Source organism: Streptomyces sp. M41 (assembly GCF_043673425.1).
In the GTDB taxonomy this organism is placed as follows: Bacteria; Actinomycetota; Actinomycetes; order Streptomycetales; family Streptomycetaceae; genus Streptomyces.
Genome location: NZ_JBIMKE010000007.1, coordinates 185,402 through 202,905, shown reverse-complemented (window position 1 = coordinate 202,905; position 17,504 = coordinate 185,402). Strand labels below are relative to the sequence as shown.

The following is a 17,504-nucleotide window of genomic DNA, read 5'->3' as shown; positions in this document are numbered from 1 at the left end:
ACGACGAACCGAAGGCCACCCTTGCCATGGACTCTGCGATAGTTCCCCCCTCCGCCACCCAGCGCCGCCTGTGGGTACTGGCCCAGATGCGCCCTGAGGACCCCTTCTACAACCTTCCGTTCACCATCGACATCGACGGACCGCTGAGCGTCGCGGTCCTCCAGCGCGCCCTGGACGAGATCGCCGCCCGGCACCCCGCCCTGCGCACGGCCCTGAGGTCCGTCGACGGCGAGCTCGTCCAGGTCGTCGGGGCGCCGGAGCCGGTCGGGCTGCCCGTCGTGGACCTCTCCGAGCTGCCCGACGAGGAGCGGGCCCGGGAGACGGCCCGGCTGGTCGACGACAGCGCGTGCGAGCCGTTCGATCCGGCGGCCGGCCACATGTTCCGGCCGGTGCTGTTCCGCCTCGCCATGGAGTCCCACAGGCTCGTCGTCAACACGCACCACAGCGTCTTCGACGGGGTCTCGGCCGGCGTGCTCCAGGAGGAACTGGCCGCCCTGTACGAGGCGTTCGCCGACGGCCGCCCCTCACCGCTGCCCGCGCCGCCGGACTACGCCGCGCACTGCCGGCGGCTGGTGACCGCGGCCCAGGAGGACGCCGCCGAGTCACTGGCGTACTGGACGAAGCGGCTCACCGGCGCCCCGGACGTGATGGAGCTGCCGGTCAAGGGCCCGCGCCCGGCACGGACCGGGCACATGGCCGCGCGCCGCTCCAGGACGATCCCCGCCACCGTCATGGCGCCGTTGGAGGACGTGGCGCGCCGGACCGGCACGACCATGTTCATGGTGCTGCAGGCGGCCTGCGCCACCCTGCTGCACCAGCACGGCGCCCCGGACGTCGTCATGGGCACCGCCCTGTCGGGCCGGGACACCGTCGACAGCCTCCGGCAGGTCGGCTATCTGGCCAAACCGGTCGTGCTGCGCACCGAGTTCGCCGCGGACGAGCCCTTCACCGAGATCCTGGCCCGGACCCGCGGTGACGTCCTCGACGCGCACGACCACCCCGACCTGGACTTCGAGGCCGTCCTGCGTGAGCTCGGCGTCGCACACGACCCCAGCTACTACCCGCTGTACCAGGTGCTGTTCGGCTACGAGCCGCTCCGGCAGCCCACCCGCGCGGCCGGACTGGAGTTCACCGGCGGCTATGCGAACCTCGCCACCGCCAAGGTGGAACTCGAGTTCACCCTCCGGGAGACCGCGGACGGACTGTTCGCCGAACTCGGCTACCGCACCGACCTGTTCGACGCGGAGACGATCGACCGGCTGCTGGCCCGGCTGGAGATCCTGCTGGAGCGGATCGGCGACGACCCCTCGGCCACGGTCTCCCACCTCGTGCAGGCCGGCGCGCGGGAGCGGCAGCTGGTCGTCGAGGAGTGGAACCGCACCTCCGTCGACTTCCCCGGCCACCTCTGCATCCATCAGCTGGTCGAGCAGCAGGCGCAGCGCACCCCCGACACCGTGGCGGCCCAGGCGGGCGAACGGACCTGGACGTACCGGGAACTCGAAAGCCAGGCCAACCGCGTCGCGCACTTCCTGCGGGACAGCGGCATCGGGCCCGAGGTGCGGGTCGGCGTATATCTGCCGCGTTCCCTGGAACTGCTCGCCGTGATGCTCGGCATCTTCAAGGCCGGCGGCGTCTACGTCCCCCTGGACGCAGCCCTGCCGACGCTGCGGCTGCGCACCCTGGTCACGGACGCCGAGGTCGCGCTGGTGCTCGCCGATCCCGACAGCACCACCCTCTTCGACGGCCTCGGCGCGCGTGTGGTCGGCCTGGACCGGGAGGACCGCGACCGGCTCCTCGCCGACCGGCCCGACGGACCCGTCACCTCGCCGGTGGTGTCGGCCAACGCCGCCTACATCCTGTTCACTTCGGGATCCACGGGCGGCCCGAAGGGCGTCGTCCTCGAACACCGCAACCTGATCAACATCATCACCTGGGCGCACCGGGAGCTCGGCACCGAGCTGTGGCAGGTGGTGCCGCTGATCAGCGCGCTCGCCTTCGACGTCTGCATGTGGGAGATCTTCACGGCGCTCGGCTGCGGCGGCCGGGTGGTCGTCGCCGAGGACGCGCTCGCCCTGGCCCGTACGCCGGGAGCCGAGAAGGCGACCGTCATCACGGCCGTGCCGTCCATCTGGGCCGAACTGCTCAAGATCGGCGGGCTGCCGGAGACCGCGCGCACCGTCTTCTCCAACGGCGAGGTACTGCCGCCGTCGGTCCTGCGCGACCTGTACGACCTCCCGGGCGTCGAGGTCGTCTACAACATGTGCGCGCCCACCGAGACCACCACGTTCTCGCTCTACAACGTGGTACGGCCCGGGGAGCCGATCCCGCTCGGCCGGCCCATGCACAACACCACCGCCTATGTCCTGGACTCGACGATGCGTCCGGTGCCGCCCGGGGTCGTCGGCGAGCTCCACTTCGGCGGCGCCGGCGTCAGCCGGGGATACCTCAACCGGCCCGACCTGACCGCCGAGCGCTTCGTCCCCGACCCGTTCTCCACCAAGGGCGGGGAGCGCCTGTACGCGACCGGTGACCTGGTCCGGCACGGTCCCGACGGCCGCATCCTGTTCGTGGGGCGCGCCGACCACCAGGTGAAGCTGCGCGGCGCCCGGATCGAACTCGGCGAGGTGGAGGCGGCGTTGCTGGCCCACCCCGGCGTGGGCGAGGCCTGCGCGGCGGTCGTACGGGAGGGCGGCGACCGGCTGGTGGCGGCAATCTCCCCGGCGAACGGCGCCACGGTCGAGGCCGAGGAGCTGCGCACCGGACTGCAGGAGCGCCTTCCCGGCTACATGGTGCCGTCCGTCATCAAGGTCGTCCCGTCCCTGCCGCTGCTGGTCAGCGGCAAGCTGGACCGCAAGAAGGTGCTGGACATGTTCAGCGGCCCGGCAGCCGCCGGGCCCCCGGACACCGAGTCCCGGGCCCTCGAGCCGCCGACCGGTGCCGCGGAGCAGAAGGTGGCCGACGCCTGGGAGCAGGTCCTGGGCCGTCCGGTCGGGGCCACCACGAACTTTTTCGAAGCAGGCGGCAACTCGCTGCTGCTGATCCGGCTGCGCGAACTGCTGCGCGGTGCGTTCGACAACGACGTCGGCGTTACGGAGCTGTTCCGGCATCCCACCGTCCGGGCCATGGCGGAGTTCTTCGCCGGTGGCACCGGGCCGGGGGAGCCGACCACGGGGATCGCCGGGCTCGGGCGCTCCAGGCAGGAGGCCCGAGGCGTGCTGGCGAAGAGGAGGAATCGCAATGTCCGTTGAACCGAGGGAGGCCGGGCTCCGCACGGAGGTGCTGGCCGCGCTGCGGTCGACCCTGTCCGACACCGATGTGGCCGGGGTGGAGAAGTGCGCCACCCGGCTCCAGGAGGCGCTGCCGCGCGACCAGGTCGCCGACAACGTCGTGATGGTGGCGTACGGGGGCGGCAAGGACAGTTCGTACACGCTGGCGTTCGTGCGGGCGGTCCAGTTGTGTCTGTACGCGCGGCTGGGCACCACGTTCAAGCTGCGCTCGGCCACCAACCGGCATGCCGGCATGCCGCAGGCCGTCATGGACAACATCGACCGCGCCTACACCGCGCTCGGCATGACCGGCGACCCGGACTGCGAGATGCTGCTGGTCGACGGCCCGGTGGTGAAACCGTTCGCGGGTGACGAGCCGCTGCCGGCGGCCATCGTCGACCGCAACCGGCTCGATCTGCTGATGACCGGGCACCGCACCTTCGGCGAGGCCCGACCCACCTTCTGCAACGCCTGCAACCTGAGCATGGTCAACTCCTTCGGCGCCGCCGCGGCCCACGGCACCGGCGTCGACGTGATCATCACCGGGGACTCGCCGGAGGAACAGCGCGCCTACAGCTGGTGGATCCGCCGCCTGAGCCGGAAGGTGAACCCGCACCAGCGGCGCCGTACGGGACCCGGCTTCCGCGGCTTCCTCCAGGACACCGACATGATCGCGTCGGCGTACTTCGCCGAGGTCTACGGACCGGACGCGAGTGCCGAGATCCGCGAACGGGCCGTGACCAGCGAGGTCTCCGAGGACATCCGGTTCTTCTCCATCTTCGACGACACCCGCTACTCGTCGGGGGAGCACTGGGCGCTGCTCACCGAGCTCCTCGAGTTCGAGTTCGACGAGATCGCCTTCAGCTTCACCGAGTCCGACTGCGGCAACCCGACGATCATGGCGCATCTGCGGGCTCTGAAGGCCGAGCGCGTCCACGGCCGTGCCTACGCCGAGGGCCTCGCCGAGTACGTGGACTTCGCCGAGTCGCTCATGCGGGTCAAGGAGTTCCCGGAGAACCTCATCGAGGTGATGCGCCAGCGCTATCGCGGCCCCGACGCGGCGACCCGGATGCGCGCGGTGGCCGGCGGTTTCGCCGAGGAGGCGTACGGCCTGACGGAGGAGCAGCTGGTCTGCATGCTGCACTCGCCGTTCACCGACAAGGGGGAGCGCCTGGAGCGCTATCTGGAGGCCGAGCAGCCGCAGCTCGCCGGACAGGTGGACACCGTGCGCTCGCTGCTGGACGGCGAGGGCGAGCCGATGGACCCGGCGGAGGCCGAACTCGTGCCGCGGCTGACCGAGCTCACCGGTCTGGAACTGAGCCGGCTGCGCACGCTCTACCACGCGGAAGCGGTGCAGTTCTCGGCGAAGGGCGGCCCCAGCATGATGGCGGCCATCCTCGAGGGCGACCCGCACAAGGCGGAGGTCCGCACCCGTCTGTCCCCGGACGGCCCGGAGGTGATCCAGCTCGCCACCGGACGGTGAGTCAGGCGTACGCCGGGACCGGCGACGGCGTTTCGTCGTGTCCCGGCGCACGGGCGGCAGGCGGCGACCGGCGCCGCGAGCACTTCGCCGGTACCGCTCGCCGCCCCGCGCCGACGCCCACGGTCCTCGGTCACACACAGGTCGGTCGAGAGGAAGCACGATGACGGAACCGGCAGCCCGCGCAGTACTTGACCTCTCTTCGCCGGGGGGAGACCGTTCGCCGGCGGTCGACTTCGACACCGCCGAACTGGACGCCCGCACGCTGCGGCACGCCTTCGGGTGTTTCCCCAGCGGTGTGACGGCCGTGTGCGGTCTGGTCGGCGGCGAGCCGGTCGGCATGGCCGTCAGCGCCTTCACTTCGGTCTCCATCGCGCCGCCGCTGCTGTCGGTGTGCATCGCGGACTCGTCGTCGACATGGCCGAGGCTGCGCGGCCGGCGGCGGCTCGGGCTGAGCGTCCTGGCCGAGGACCAGGGCACGGCGTGCCGCCGCCTGGCCGACCGGGAACAGGACCGGTTCGCCGGCGTGCCCTGGCGCGCCACCCCGGACGGCGCGGTGTTCCTGGACGGGGCCTCGGCCTGGTTCGAGTGCTCCCTGGCCACCGAGGTGCCCGGCGGCGACCACAGAATCGCCCTCCTGAGGATCCACCGTCTGCGCACCGACCCGGACGCACCGCCCCTCGTCTTCCACGGCAGCCGCTTCCGGCGGCTGGCGGCCGACGACCAGCGGTGAGCGCCGCTCGACCGCCGTCCGGGACCGGCCGCCGTGACCCGTGCAGAGGGCCGGATCACAGCGGTTGTTCGGCCCAGATCGTCTTCCGGTTCCGGCCGTACCGGGTGCCCCACCGTTCGGACAGCTGCGCCACCAGGAACAGACCGCGTCCCCCTTCGTCGGTGCCGCGGGCCTGACGCAGATGCGGTGAGGTGCTGCTGGTGTCGGAGACCTCGCAGATCAGATGGCCGTCCCGGATCAGCCGCAGCAGGACCGGGCCGCCGGCGTACCGGTAGGCGTTGGTGACCAGTTCGCTCACGATCAGCTCGGTGGTGAAGGCGAAGTCCTCCAGCCCCCACTCGGCCAGCCGGTCCCGCACCAGCGACCGGGCCCGGCCGGCCGCCGTGGCCTCGGCCGGCAACTGCCAGGTGGCCACGTTCCGAGCCGCCAGCACCCGGGTGCGGGCCAGCAGCAGTGTGATGTCGTCGGCGGGGCGGTCGGGCAGCATCGCGTCCTCGATCGCCTTGCAGGTGTGCTCCAGCGAATGGAACGGACCGGCCAGCGTGGAGCCCAGCAGCGCAAGACCCTGGTCGACGTCGCGGTCATCGGCCCGGAGGAGGCCGTCGCTGTACAGCGCGATCAGGCTGCCCTCGTCCAGTTCCAGCTCGGCCGTCTCGAACGGCAGCCCGCCCACCCCGAGCGGTGGTCCCGCGGGGAGGTCGATCGGGCGCATCCGGCCGTCCGGGCCGACCACGGTCGGCGGCGGGTGCCCGGCGCGTGCCATGGCACAGTGCCGGGACACCGGATCGTAGATCGCGTACAGGCAGGTCGCGCCCACGATCCGCGGAGTGCTCCCGTCCGCCGCCCGCTGCTCGGTGGCCAACTGGTCCACCAGATCGTCGAGCCGGGCGAGAACCTCCTCGGGGGCCATGTCCAGATGGGCCAGCGTGTGCACGGCGGCCCGCAGCCGGCCCATGGTCGCCGAGGCGTGCATGCCGTGACCCACGACATCGCCCACGACCAGGGCGATCCGCAGTCCTGACAGCGGAATGACGTCGAACCAGTCGCCGCCGACCCCGGTGGAGGTGCGCGCGGGCAGATAGCGGTGCGCCGTCTCGACCGCCGGGTGATCGGGGACCTCACTGGGCAGCAGGCTGCGCTGGAGCGCCTCGGCGGCGTTGTGCTGCTGGGTGTAGCGGCGCGCGTTGTCGATGCAGACGGCCGCCCGGGAGGCGAACTCCACCGCCAGGGTCAGGTCGTCCTGCTCGAACGGCTCCGGCCGCTGCGAGCGCCACAGGCAGACCAGGCCGAGGACGACACCCCGTGCGGCAAGCGGCACCACCAACAGCGAATGGACCCCCAGCGCCAGCGCCCGCTCGGCCCGCGCCGGGTCCGCCGTGAACCAGCCCTGGTTGCCCTCCAGGAGCGGCTCCAGGACCGGCCGGCGCTCGGCCAGGCAGCGCGCCGGTGACGTGTCCGCGGGGAAGGAGAACAGATGGCCCACCGGATACATCACCTGCTGCGCGTCGGGCCGGATGCTGCGTACCGCCATCCGGCGCAGCGGGCCCACGGCCTCCGGGGCCGGCTCCTCCCCGCGGGTGACCGGTTCCAGCAGGTCCACCGAGAGGGCGTCGGCGAGCGCGGGCACCGCCGCCTCGGCCAGCTCCCGCGCGGTCCTGGCCACGTCCAGGGTGCTTCCGATGCTCGCGCCGGCCTCGTTCAGCAGCGCGAGGCGCCGACGGGCCCGATGGCGGTCGGTGACGTCCTCGACGATCTCGGTGATTCCCAGCACCCTGCCGGAGGGGTCCTGCATGCGGAACGCCGACACGGAGACGATGAGCTCCTGGCGCGGGTCCCGCAGCAGCCGGCAGGGCTGCTCGGCGAAGATCATCGGCTCGCCCGTCTCCAGAACCCGCTGGAGACGGCGCTCGATCAGCTCCGAGTCCGGGCCGACCAGGAAGTCGGCGGTACGGCGCCCGCGGTACGCCTCGGTCGGCGGGCCGCCGAACCGTGCGATCGCCCGGTTCACCCGCAGGACCCGCAGATCCGGCCCGAGCACGGCGACACCCACCGGGGACCGGCTGAAGAACCCGTCCAGGACGGCCCGGTCGATGTCCCACTGGACGATGTCCTCGGCGAGCGAGCCGACGAGGAGCCACTCGACGGTGGAGTCCAGCCGGTCCACCTTCCGGGCCCGGAACCCCACATGCACGCGGCGGCCCGCGCGATGGCGGACCGGCAGCAGCCCGAACCATCCGCCCTCCCGCATGCACGCGGCGGTGGCCTCGGCGATCACGGCCTCGTCACCGGTCTCCACCAGGACCTCGCGCACCGACCGGCCCAGCACCTCCTCGGCCCGGTAGCCGAGGAGCGCCGTGGCCTGGTCGCTCCACGCGACGATCCGTCCGCCGTCGTCCAGCACGGCCGACGCGGATCGGTGGACCGAGAACGGATCGTCGGGGCTCTCGCTGAGCGACGTCGGGGATGTGTTGTGCATCGCCCACCCATCTCGCGCAGTTCACGGGTCCCGTCGTACGGCGCCGCGGGGCCTTCCTGCCCTTCCGCATGACTGTCTTCGCAGTGGCTGACTCCAGTATCGGCTCCGGGTGGCTCGTCGGCGCGACCGGACGGTGCACCGAGTGACGCGCGGGGCGCCCGGCGGTGTCCGGGTCACGGGGGCAGCGCCCGGGCGAGGAGCACCGCCACGTCGTCGTCCGCCACCTCGGGCATGACATGGGCCAGCAGGTCGTCGCAGACCTCGGCGAGCGGACGGCCGGGACGGCGCACGGCCTGGGCCAGACGGTGCATGCCCTGGTCGAGGTCGGTGCCGCGGGTCTCGATCAGACCGTCGGTGTAGGCCACCAGCAGGCTGTGCGGCGCGAGAACCAGACGCTGGATCTCCCAGTCCTGCTTGCCCACCCCGAGCGGCGGTCCCGCCGGTCCGCTGAGGAAGGCGACCCTGCCCCGGTCATCGGCGACCACGGGCGGCGGATGGCCCGCCCGGGCGATCAGACAGTGGCCGGCGAACGGGTCGTGCACGGCGTACAGACAGGTGGCCATCTCGTTGTCGCCGAGGTCGGCCACGGTGGCGTCCAGCGAGCGCAGCACCTCGTCGGGGCTGGTGTCCCGGCGCGCCAAGGTGCGCACCGCCGTGCGGAGCTGGCCCATGACCGCCGCGGCGTGGATGCCGTGCCCCATCACGTCCCCGATCACCAGGGCGGTCCGCCCGCGCGAGAGGGTGATGGCGTCGAACCAGTCGCCGCCGACCTCGTGATCGCCGGCCGGCAGATAGCGGCCGGTGAGTTCCAGGCCGCCGGCGCTCGGCAGGGAGGTGCTCATCAGGCTGCGCTGGAGGGTGAGCGCCGCATCACGTTCGCGGCTGTACATGCGGGCGTTGTCGATGTTCAGCGCGGCCCTGGCCACCAGCTCGTCGATCAGCAGGATGTCCTGGTCGTCGAAGGGCTCCCGGTCGCGGGTCCGGGTGACCACCACCGCGCCCAGCACGGTGCCCCGGGCCACCAGCGGGATCAGCCGCGCCGCACCCACGCGGGCCCGCAGATACTCGCGCAGCCGGTCGGCGCCGGGCGTGGTGATCAGCGGACCGATGTCGGCCAGATACAGGTTCATGGGCCGCCCCGCGCTCATGACCTGCTCGTACACCGAGCCGGGCGGAACCTGAAGGGTCATGCCGACCGCGAGGTGATCGGCCGGCGCGTCCGGATCGGTGAAGGCCGCCGCGGCCCGGCGGACCACGCCGTGCGCCGACGCGGCGGTCTCGTCCGGGGCCATCGCCTCCTCCAGCAGCTGGACGTCGGCGGAGTCGGCGAGCCGGGGCACCAGCACCCGGACGACCTCGCGCGCCGTCTGCGTCAGATCCAGGGTGGAGCCCATCTGCGTCCCCGCCTCCGCCAGCAGCGCCAGCCGCCGCCGTGCCCGCTCCGCCTCCACATGGGCCCGCTGCGCCTCCGTGACGTCGATCAGCGAGGCGATCACCCCCAGCCGCTGACCGGCCCCACCGAGCAGCGGGGCGTACGAACACGACCAGGTCCGCTGCCGTTGCGGGTCCCCCGTGCCGGAGGTGTAGCGGAAGTCGACGACCGTCTCGCCCCGCTCCAGGACCTCCCGGATCACCGTCTCCAGCGCGGCGGCACCGGGGGCGACATCGGTCACACGCCTGCCGATGTGCGCGGCCACCGGGAGGCCGTCCAGGCGGGCCAGGGCCTCGTTGACCCGCAGGAACCGCAGATCGGGGCCGAGCATGGCCAGGCCGATCGGGGACTGGGTGAAGAGCCCCTCCAGCGCGGCCAGCGAGTCCCGCATCCGCTCCACGGCGGACGTTTCCGCCGCGATGGCCAGGATGCCCGTGCGCCCCCGGGCGTCCGCGATCGGGCAGTGCCACATCTCCATGTCGACGAGGGATCCGTCACGGTGCCGGACCGGAAGCCGGGCGACCACCGCCGCACCCGCGAGCACCCTCCCGGCCAGTTGCTCGGCCAGTTCCCGGTTCTCCTCCGGTACCAGGACGCGCGTGGCGTCCTGGCCCACCATCTGCTCCGGCGTGTGTCCCAGCAGGTCCTGTGCGGCCAGCGACCACTGCACCAGGCGCCCCTCGCCGTCGACCACCCACAGGGCGAGGGGGAGCAGTTCCTGGAACACCCCCGCGTGCCCGGCCGCGGGTGTGTCCCCGTCCGGCGTTTCGCCGACCGCATCGCGGGCACGTGCACCGCGGTGACTAGCGCTGGTCATAAGGGCACCTCGCTCACACCACCCATGACCACATGGGGCTCAGGAACAGCGTAGGCCGCAAGTGGTCCGGCTCACATGGCGTGAACGCGGTACCGCCGACACCATGGGTGCTCCGTCACCGGCAGGCTGAAGGGATCAAGATGTTCCGCAAGGTGCTGGTAGCCAACCGCGGCGAGATCGCCATTCGTGCGTTCCGCGCGGGCTACGAGCTGGGTGCACGCACCGTCGCCGTCTTCCCGTACGAGGACCGCAACTCCCTGCACCGGCTGAAGGCCGACGAGGCCTATGAGATCGGGCAGCAGGGACACCCGGTGCGCGCCTATCTCTCCGTGGAGGAGATCGTCCGGGCGGCCCGGCGCGCCGGAGCGGACGCCGTCTACCCGGGCTACGGCTTCCTGTCCGAGAACCCCGATCTGGCCCGGGCCTGCGAACAGGCGGGCATCACGTTCGTCGGACCGAGCGCGGACATCCTGGAGCTGACCGGGAACAAGGCGCGTGCCGTGGCCGCGGCGCGCGAGGCCGGCGTACCCGTGCTGGGATCCTCGCAGCCGTCCAACGACGTGGACGAGCTGGTCCGCGCCGCCGACGGCATCGGTTTCCCCGTGTTCGTCAAGGCGGTCGCGGGCGGCGGCGGGCGCGGCATGCGCCGGGTCGAGGAGCCCGGCCAGCTGCGCGAGGCCATCGAAGCGGCCTCCCGGGAGGCGGCGTCCGCGTTCGGCGACCCCACCGTCTTCCTCGAGAAGGCCGTCGTCGAGCCCCGCCACATCGAGGTGCAGATCCTCGCCGACGGGCAGGGCGACGTCATTCACCTGTTCGAGCGGGACTGCTCGGTGCAGCGCCGCCACCAGAAGGTGATCGAGCTCGCCCCCGCCCCGAACCTCGACCCGGAGCTGCGCGACCGCATCTGCGCCGACGCCGTGCGCTTCGCCCGGCAGATCGGCTACCGCAACGCCGGCACCGTGGAGTTCCTGCTCGACCGCGACGGCAATCACGTCTTCATCGAGATGAACCCGCGCATCCAGGTCGAGCACACGGTGACCGAGGAGGTCACCGATGTCGACCTGGTCCAGTCGCAGCTGCGCATCGCCGCCGGCGAGACCCTCGCCGACCTCGGGCTCGCCCAGGAGAAGATCACCCTGCGCGGCGCCGCCCTCCAGTGCCGCATCACCACCGAGGACCCGGCCAACGGCTTCCGCCCGGACACCGGCCGCATCAGCGCCTACCGCTCGCCGGGCGGCTCGGGCATCCGCCTGGACGGCGGCACCACCCACGCCGGCACGGAGATCAGCGCCCACTTCGACTCCATGCTGGTCAAGCTCAGCTGCCGGGGCCGGGACTTCAACACCGCGGTCGGCCGGGCCCGGCGCGCCGTGGCCGAGTTCCGCATCCGCGGCGTCGCCACCAACATCCCCTTCCTGCAGGCGGTGCTGGACGACCCCGACTTCCAGGCCGGCCGGGTCACCACGTCGTTCATCGAGCAGCGCCCGCATCTGCTCACCGCCCGCCACTCCGCCGACCGCGGCACCAAGCTGCTCACCTACCTCGCCGACGTCACCGTCAACAAGCCGCACGGCGAACGCCCCGACCTGATCGACCCATTGACCAAGCTGCCCGCGCTCCCGGCCGGCGATCCGGCACCCGGGTCCCGGCAGCGGCTCGCCGAACTGGGCCCGGAGGGCTTCGCGAGCTGGCTGCGCGCGTCGCCGACCATCGGCATCACCGACACCACGTTCCGCGACGCCCACCAGTCCCTGCTCGCCACCCGGGTGCGCACCAAGGACATGCTCGCCGTCGCCCCGGTCGTGGCGCGCACCCTGCCCCAGCTGCTGTCCCTGGAGTGCTGGGGCGGCGCCACCTACGACGTCGCCCTGCGCTTCCTCGCCGAGGACCCGTGGGAACGCCTCGCCGCCCTGCGGGAGGCCGCACCCAACATCTGCCTCCAGATGCTGCTGCGGGGCCGCAACACCGTGGGCTACACGCCGTATCCGACCGAGGTGACCGACGCGTTCGTGCAGGAGGCCGCCGCCACCGGCATCGACATCTTCCGGATCTTCGACGCCCTCAACGACGTGGACCAGATGCGGCCCGCCATCGAGGCCGTACGGGAGACCGGCACGGCCGTCGCGGAGGTGGCCCTGTGCTACACCTCCGACCTGTCCGACCCGTCGGAGCGGCTGTACACACTGGACTACTACCTGCGGCTGGCCGAGCAGATCGTCGACGCGGGTGCGCATGTCCTGGCCGTGAAGGACATGGCCGGTCTGCTGCGCGCTCCGGCCGCCGCGAAGCTGGTGTCGGCCCTGCGCCGGGAGTTCGATCTGCCGGTGCACATCCACACCCATGACACGGCGGGCGGCCAGCTCGCCACCTACCTCGCCGCGATCCAGGCGGGCGCGGACGCGGTGGACGGGGCGGTCGCGTCCATGGCCGGGACGACCTCGCAGCCGTCGCTGTCGGCGATCGTGGCCGCGACGGACCACTCCGACCGGCCGACCGGCCTCGACCTCCAGGCCGTCGGCGACCTGGAGCCGTACTGGGAGAGCGTCCGCAAGGTCTACGCCCCCTTCGAGGCGGGTCTGGCCTCGCCGACCGGCCGCGTCTACCACCACGAGATCCCCGGTGGCCAGCTCTCCAACCTGCGGACCCAGGCCGTCGCCCTGGGCCTGGGGGACCGCTTCGAGGACATCGAGGCGATGTACGCAGCCGCCGACCGGATGCTCGGCCGACTGGTGAAGGTCACCCCCTCGTCGAAGGTGGTCGGCGACCTCGCGCTGCACCTGGTGGGCGCCGGCGTGTCCCCCGCCGACTTCGAGGCGGACCCGGACCGGTTCGACATCCCCGACTCCGTCATCGGCTTCCTGCGCGGCGAGCTGGGCACCCCGCCCGGGGGCTGGCCGGAGCCGTTCCGCAGCAAGGCGCTCCAGGGCCGCGCCGAGGCCAAGCCGGTGCGGGAACTGGGCGGCGAGGACCGCGAGGGCCTCGCCAAGGACCGGCGCGCGACGCTCAACCGGCTGCTGTTCCCGGGCCCGACCCGCGAGTTCGAGACGCACCGCGACACCTACGGCGACACCAGCGTGCTGGACAGCAAGGACTTCTTCTACGGGCTGCGCCCGGGCAAGGAGTACGGCGTCGACCTGGAACGCGGGGTGCGGCTGCTGATCGAGTTGCAGGCCGTCGGCGACGCGGACGAGCGCGGTATGCGCACCGTGATGTCGTCCCTGAACGGCCAGTTGCGCCCGATCCAGGTCCGCGACCGCGCAGCCGCCTCGGACGTCCCGGTCACCGAGAAGGCCGACCGGGCGAACCCCGGCCATGTCGCCGCGCCGTTCGCGGGCGTGGTGACGCTCACGGTCGCCGAGGGCGACGAGGTCGCGGCGGGGGCCACGGTCGCCACCATCGAGGCGATGAAGATGGAGGCGTCGATCACCGCCGCCAAGTCCGGCAAGGTGGCCCGTCTCGCCATCAACCCCATCCAGCAGGTCGAGGGCGGAGATCTGCTCGTCGAACTCGCCTGAGCCGCCGGCTCCGGCACGGCTGAACGCGAACGCCCCGCGCAGACAGAGACCTGCGCGGGGTGTTCCGTGTCCTGACGGTGCGTCAAGCAGGGTGTGTCAAGCGCTTCCTGATGGAGCGCCAGTTGCAGCGGCGCCGTGCGGATCAGGCGCAGAGCACCCGGGTCTGCGGTGTGAAGACCGGGCCGCCGCTGGTGTTCGTCGCGTCGTTGAACTCGGCGTAGAAGTACGAGTAGAAGCCGATGTTGCCGTTGCAGCCCGAGTCGGCGGCGACCTGGAGGGTCAGCGTGACGGTCCGGCTCTGTCCGGGCGGGATGGTGGCGCCGTAGTTCGGGCCGAGGTTGTTGGGCCCGGTGCCGGCGCAGGGGGTGCTGTCGGCGGCCGTGGCGAGGGTGCAGCCGGTGAAGCTGTACTTCAGGTCGGGGCGCTGGGTGGTGAGCCAGGTGGGCTCGATCGTCTGGTAGATGAACAGGACGTCGTAGGTCCTGTTGTTCGTGATCGTCATCGAGAGTTTCACCGTGCCGCCGGGCGTCGTGGTGGCGGCGTCGGTGGAGAACGTCAGGGCGGCCGGTGCGGGATCGGCCGCGCTCGCGCTGGGGGCCAGACCGAACACGGCGAGCAGGAGACCGAGGACGGTGGAGAGACCCAGGCGTCTCATACGTGGTGATCGCATGGCCCGGGAGGCTAGGCAGGCGGCAGGTACGGCGTCTGCCCCACGGGGCGGGGCCGGGCCACGGTTCGGCCGAATGTGTGCCAATTGTGGCGACGCTGTGGCAGCCATGTGAAGTCGCTGCTCAGGGTGCATCCGTGCACGGCACAGGGCGGAAGCTCGCGCTCCGCGCGGCTGCCCGAGCGCCCGCCGCCCGCGAAGTGCCGTATGCCGACATTGGCGTGATCCGGCATGCGCCGGGATCGACGGCACGGTGTCCCGTGCGGATGTTCTCGGGCATTCGGCGATTTCCGGCCTCCGGGCGGACGGGATCCACACTGTCGGTATGACCCGGACTCCCGCGGACCCGCTCTCCCTGCCGGCCGAACTCCGCCCCTACCTCCAGGAACTCGTCCACCGCACGCACTCCGTGTGCGGAGCACACCTGGTGAGCGTCATCGCCGTCGGCTCCGTCGCCCTCGGCGACTACCGGCACGGGCGCAGCGACACCGACGTCACGGTCGTCGTGGACGGGCAACTCCCCGGCCGGGCACTGCCCGACCTGGCCACCGCCCTCGCTCACCCCGCACTGCCCTGCCCCGCGGCGGGGCTGGAACTGGTGGTCTACGACGCGGGCTTCACGGCCCGGCCGTCCGGCGAGGCCGGGTACCTGCTGGACCTCAACACCGGTCCGTCGCTGCCCGGCAAGGTCAGCCTCGACCCGGCCGAGTCCCCGGCGTTCTGGTACGTCATCGACCGTTCCGTCGCCCATCGGGCGGGACGTGTGCTGTACGGCAGGCCGGCACGGGAGGTGATCGCCGAGCCCGCCCGCACCGACCTGCTCACCGCGCTGCGCGCCTCGGTCCGTGAACACAGCGCCGGCGAAGGGCATCTCGCGGACAACCGGGTCCTCAACGGCTGCCGCTCCGTGCACTTCTGCCGTACGGGCGGCTGGGCGGCCAAACGCCGGGCGGCGCAATCGGTCGCGGCGTCCGAGGAACGGTTCCGACCACTCGTCGAAGCGGCACTGCGCAGCTACGAACGCCCCTCACGAACCGAATCGGCCGCGCTGCCCGCCGCAGCCGTGCGGGCCTTCTTGACCTGGGCGGCCGAACGCGTCGAGGAGACCGCCGCCGCGGAACTTGGGGGCTAGGCCCTGTCGTCAAATTCCCGCCTGCCGTGCGACGCCATGCACGCACTCTCGCCGCACCGGTCGCAGACCCACGTACAACCAGTACGAGGGTCCGCGCCCGGCACGCCGAGAGCACGCACCTGACGCCGCGCGGCCCGCCCTGCGGGCGGACGACGGGAATTTGACGACAGGCCCTAGCGCGGGGTCGTCCGGCTTCCGACGCGCGGCTCCCGGTGCCTTGTCGGTGAGGCGGTTCGGCTGCCGCCCTACGGGCCGTACCGCAGGCAGCGGCGCCCTCCATCCCTTCGGACTCGCCTACGACAAGGCGCCCCTGGCCCTTGGGTTCCGCCGACGCGGGAGGGCACCCGCGACCCCTCGGCTCGCCCGCACCGCAGGGCGCCCGCGACCCCTCGGCTCGCCCGCACCGCAGGGCGCCCGCGTCTCAGGGCGCGAGATCGGTGCGCGAGGGCCGGTCGGATGTCGCTCGTCGCGCGGTCCCCCGCGCCCCGATGGCCTCGGGCACGAAGGCGCCTCCGATTCCCGGTTCCTCGCACCGCAGGCCGCGGCGCCCGCCGGACTCCGGCCCTGCCGGACACGCCGCCGCCCCCCGCCGGCCGCACCCGTCGTCCCCTCCGCCCCCCGAATGGCTCAGCGGGGCTGCGCCGGAGGGGCGAGGGGGAGTGAGCGGTGTGACCGTGGTGGAAGGAATCGGCGCACACGGCGGCGAGGAGGCGCGATGTCCGAGGGACTGGCTGACGGCGGCACGGCTTGCGCTGCCCCCAGGGGCGACGCGGATCTGCCGCCGGGCCCACTGGGGCGCGTCCTGGAGCAGGTGAGCGCCGTGGCCGACGCCGTCCTCTACGAGGGTTACCTGCTCTACCCCTACCGACGGTCCTCGGCCAAGAACCGCGTCCGCTGGCAGTTCGGCGTGCTCTTCCCCCGGGACTGGGTGGAAGCGGACGGTCCGGTCGTCCCGGGTCTGTCCGGCTCCGCCGACTCCTGGTACCAGCAGACCGAGTGCCTGCTGCGGATCCGGCGCCCCGACGCGTGCGTGCGGGTGAGGCTTCGGTACCTCCAGATGCAGCGCAAACAGGTGATGGAGGCGAGCGGCCCGGGCGGCGGCCACCGCGCCGTCGAGTCGTTGCGCACCGACGACGGCACGGTGCACCTGACCTTCGACGAGGCGGTGCCCCGCGAGGCCGAGGTCACCGTCCCCCTGGCCGACCTGCCGCGGAGCGAACGTACCCAACCGGTGGGAGCGGCGGCCGGTGTGGACGTCGAGCCGCTGCCGGGACACGCCGGGCGCGTGGAACGGCGGCGCGAGGAGGTGGCGGCGCACATCACCGTCGCCGCCGAGCCGCTTGACGCGGACCTCGTCCGTCTCCGCGTACGCACCGCGAACACGGGCGCCGCGCCGGAATCCGGCGCCACGCGTGACGAGGCTCTGCGCGGTGCCCTCATCGCCACCCACACCGTGATCGGCGGTGACGGCGTGGAGTTCGTCTCGCTGATCGACCCGCCCGCGGAGCTCGCCGCACAGGCGCGTGCCTGCCGCAACGAGTTCACCTTCCCGGTCCTCGGCGGCACACCCGGCGCCGACGCCTGCGGCACACCCGGCACCGCGGCCGTCCTCCTGTCCGCCCCGATCATCCTCCCCGACCACCCTCAGGTGGCCCCGGAGAGTCCCGGAGACCTGCACGACGCGGCCGAGATCGACGAGATCCTCAGCCTGCGCACGCTGCTGCTGACCGACGAGGAGAAGCGCGAGGCGCGCGCCACCGACGCCCGGGCCGCGGCGATCCTGGACCGGGTCGAGAGCATGCCCCCCGAGGTCTTCGCCCGTCTGCACGGCGCCGTCCGCTCCCTCGCCCCAGTCCCCCCGGTCGCCGCCTCGGTCACCCGGGACACCGCCCCTGTCACCCGGGACACGGCCCCTGTCACCCGGGACACGGCCCCTGTCACCCGGGACACGGCCCCTGTCACCCGGGACACGGCCCCTGTCACCCG

At 72.6% G+C, this 17,504-nt stretch carries 9 protein-coding genes; 6 read left to right on the top strand and 3 right to left on the bottom strand.

Annotated elements, in window-relative coordinates:
* Window positions 1–26: 26 nt before the first annotated feature.
* The 3 genes from ACHBTE_RS12740 (at window position 27) to ACHBTE_RS12730 (ending at window position 5,479) form a co-directional block, all read left to right on the top strand.
* A complete protein-coding gene (locus ACHBTE_RS12740) occupies window positions 27–3,248 on the top strand; it encodes an amino acid adenylation domain-containing protein (protein WP_394723843.1) in 3,222 nt (1,073 codons plus the stop codon).
* The gene (locus tag ACHBTE_RS12735) at window positions 3,238–4,749 is read left to right on the top strand and encodes a PqqD family protein (protein WP_394723840.1); all 1,512 of its coding nucleotides are present in this window, start codon (window positions 3,238–3,240) and stop codon (window positions 4,747–4,749) included. Before ACHBTE_RS12740 ends, ACHBTE_RS12735 begins: the two co-directional genes overlap by 11 nt.
* Before the next feature lie 160 nt (window positions 4,750–4,909).
* A complete protein-coding gene (locus ACHBTE_RS12730; protein WP_394723839.1) occupies window positions 4,910–5,479 on the top strand; it encodes a flavin reductase family protein in 570 nt (189 codons plus the stop codon).
* 55 nt (window positions 5,480–5,534) lie between these two features.
* On the opposite strand, the gene ACHBTE_RS12725 is transcribed toward ACHBTE_RS12730, so the two are convergent.
* On the bottom strand, window positions 5,535–7,955 hold the full coding sequence (locus ACHBTE_RS12725) for a SpoIIE family protein phosphatase (RefSeq protein WP_394723837.1): 2,421 nt from the start codon (window positions 7,953–7,955) through the stop codon (window positions 5,535–5,537).
* Window positions 7,956–8,128: 173 nt separating this feature from the next.
* The gene (locus ACHBTE_RS12720; RefSeq protein ID WP_394723835.1) at window positions 8,129–10,204 is read right to left on the bottom strand and encodes a SpoIIE family protein phosphatase; all 2,076 of its coding nucleotides are present in this window, start codon (window positions 10,202–10,204) and stop codon (window positions 8,129–8,131) included.
* 140 nt (window positions 10,205–10,344) lie between these two features.
* Between ACHBTE_RS12720 and ACHBTE_RS12715 the strand changes: the two genes are divergently transcribed.
* Window positions 10,345–13,719: a pyruvate carboxylase gene (locus ACHBTE_RS12715; protein ID WP_394723833.1), complete on the top strand. Its 3,375-nt coding sequence runs from the start codon at window positions 10,345–10,347 to the stop codon at window positions 13,717–13,719.
* A gap of 142 nt (window positions 13,720–13,861) precedes the next feature.
* On the opposite strand, the gene ACHBTE_RS12710 is transcribed toward ACHBTE_RS12715, so the two are convergent.
* Complete coding sequence (locus ACHBTE_RS12710; protein ID WP_394723832.1) at window positions 13,862–14,374, bottom strand: hypothetical protein; 513 nt, start codon at window positions 14,372–14,374, stop codon at window positions 13,862–13,864.
* Window positions 14,375–14,711: 337 nt separating this feature from the next.
* Here ACHBTE_RS12710 and ACHBTE_RS12705 point away from each other — a divergent pair, with 337 nt between their 5' ends.
* Window positions 14,712–15,518, top strand: coding sequence for an aminoglycoside adenylyltransferase domain-containing protein (locus ACHBTE_RS12705; RefSeq protein ID WP_394723831.1), 807 nt, complete (start codon window positions 14,712–14,714; stop codon window positions 15,516–15,518).
* A gap of 715 nt (window positions 15,519–16,233) precedes the next feature.
* Window positions 16,234–17,504: hypothetical protein (locus ACHBTE_RS12700; RefSeq protein ID WP_394723829.1), on the top strand; the 1,271-nt coding region annotated here is incomplete at its 3' end.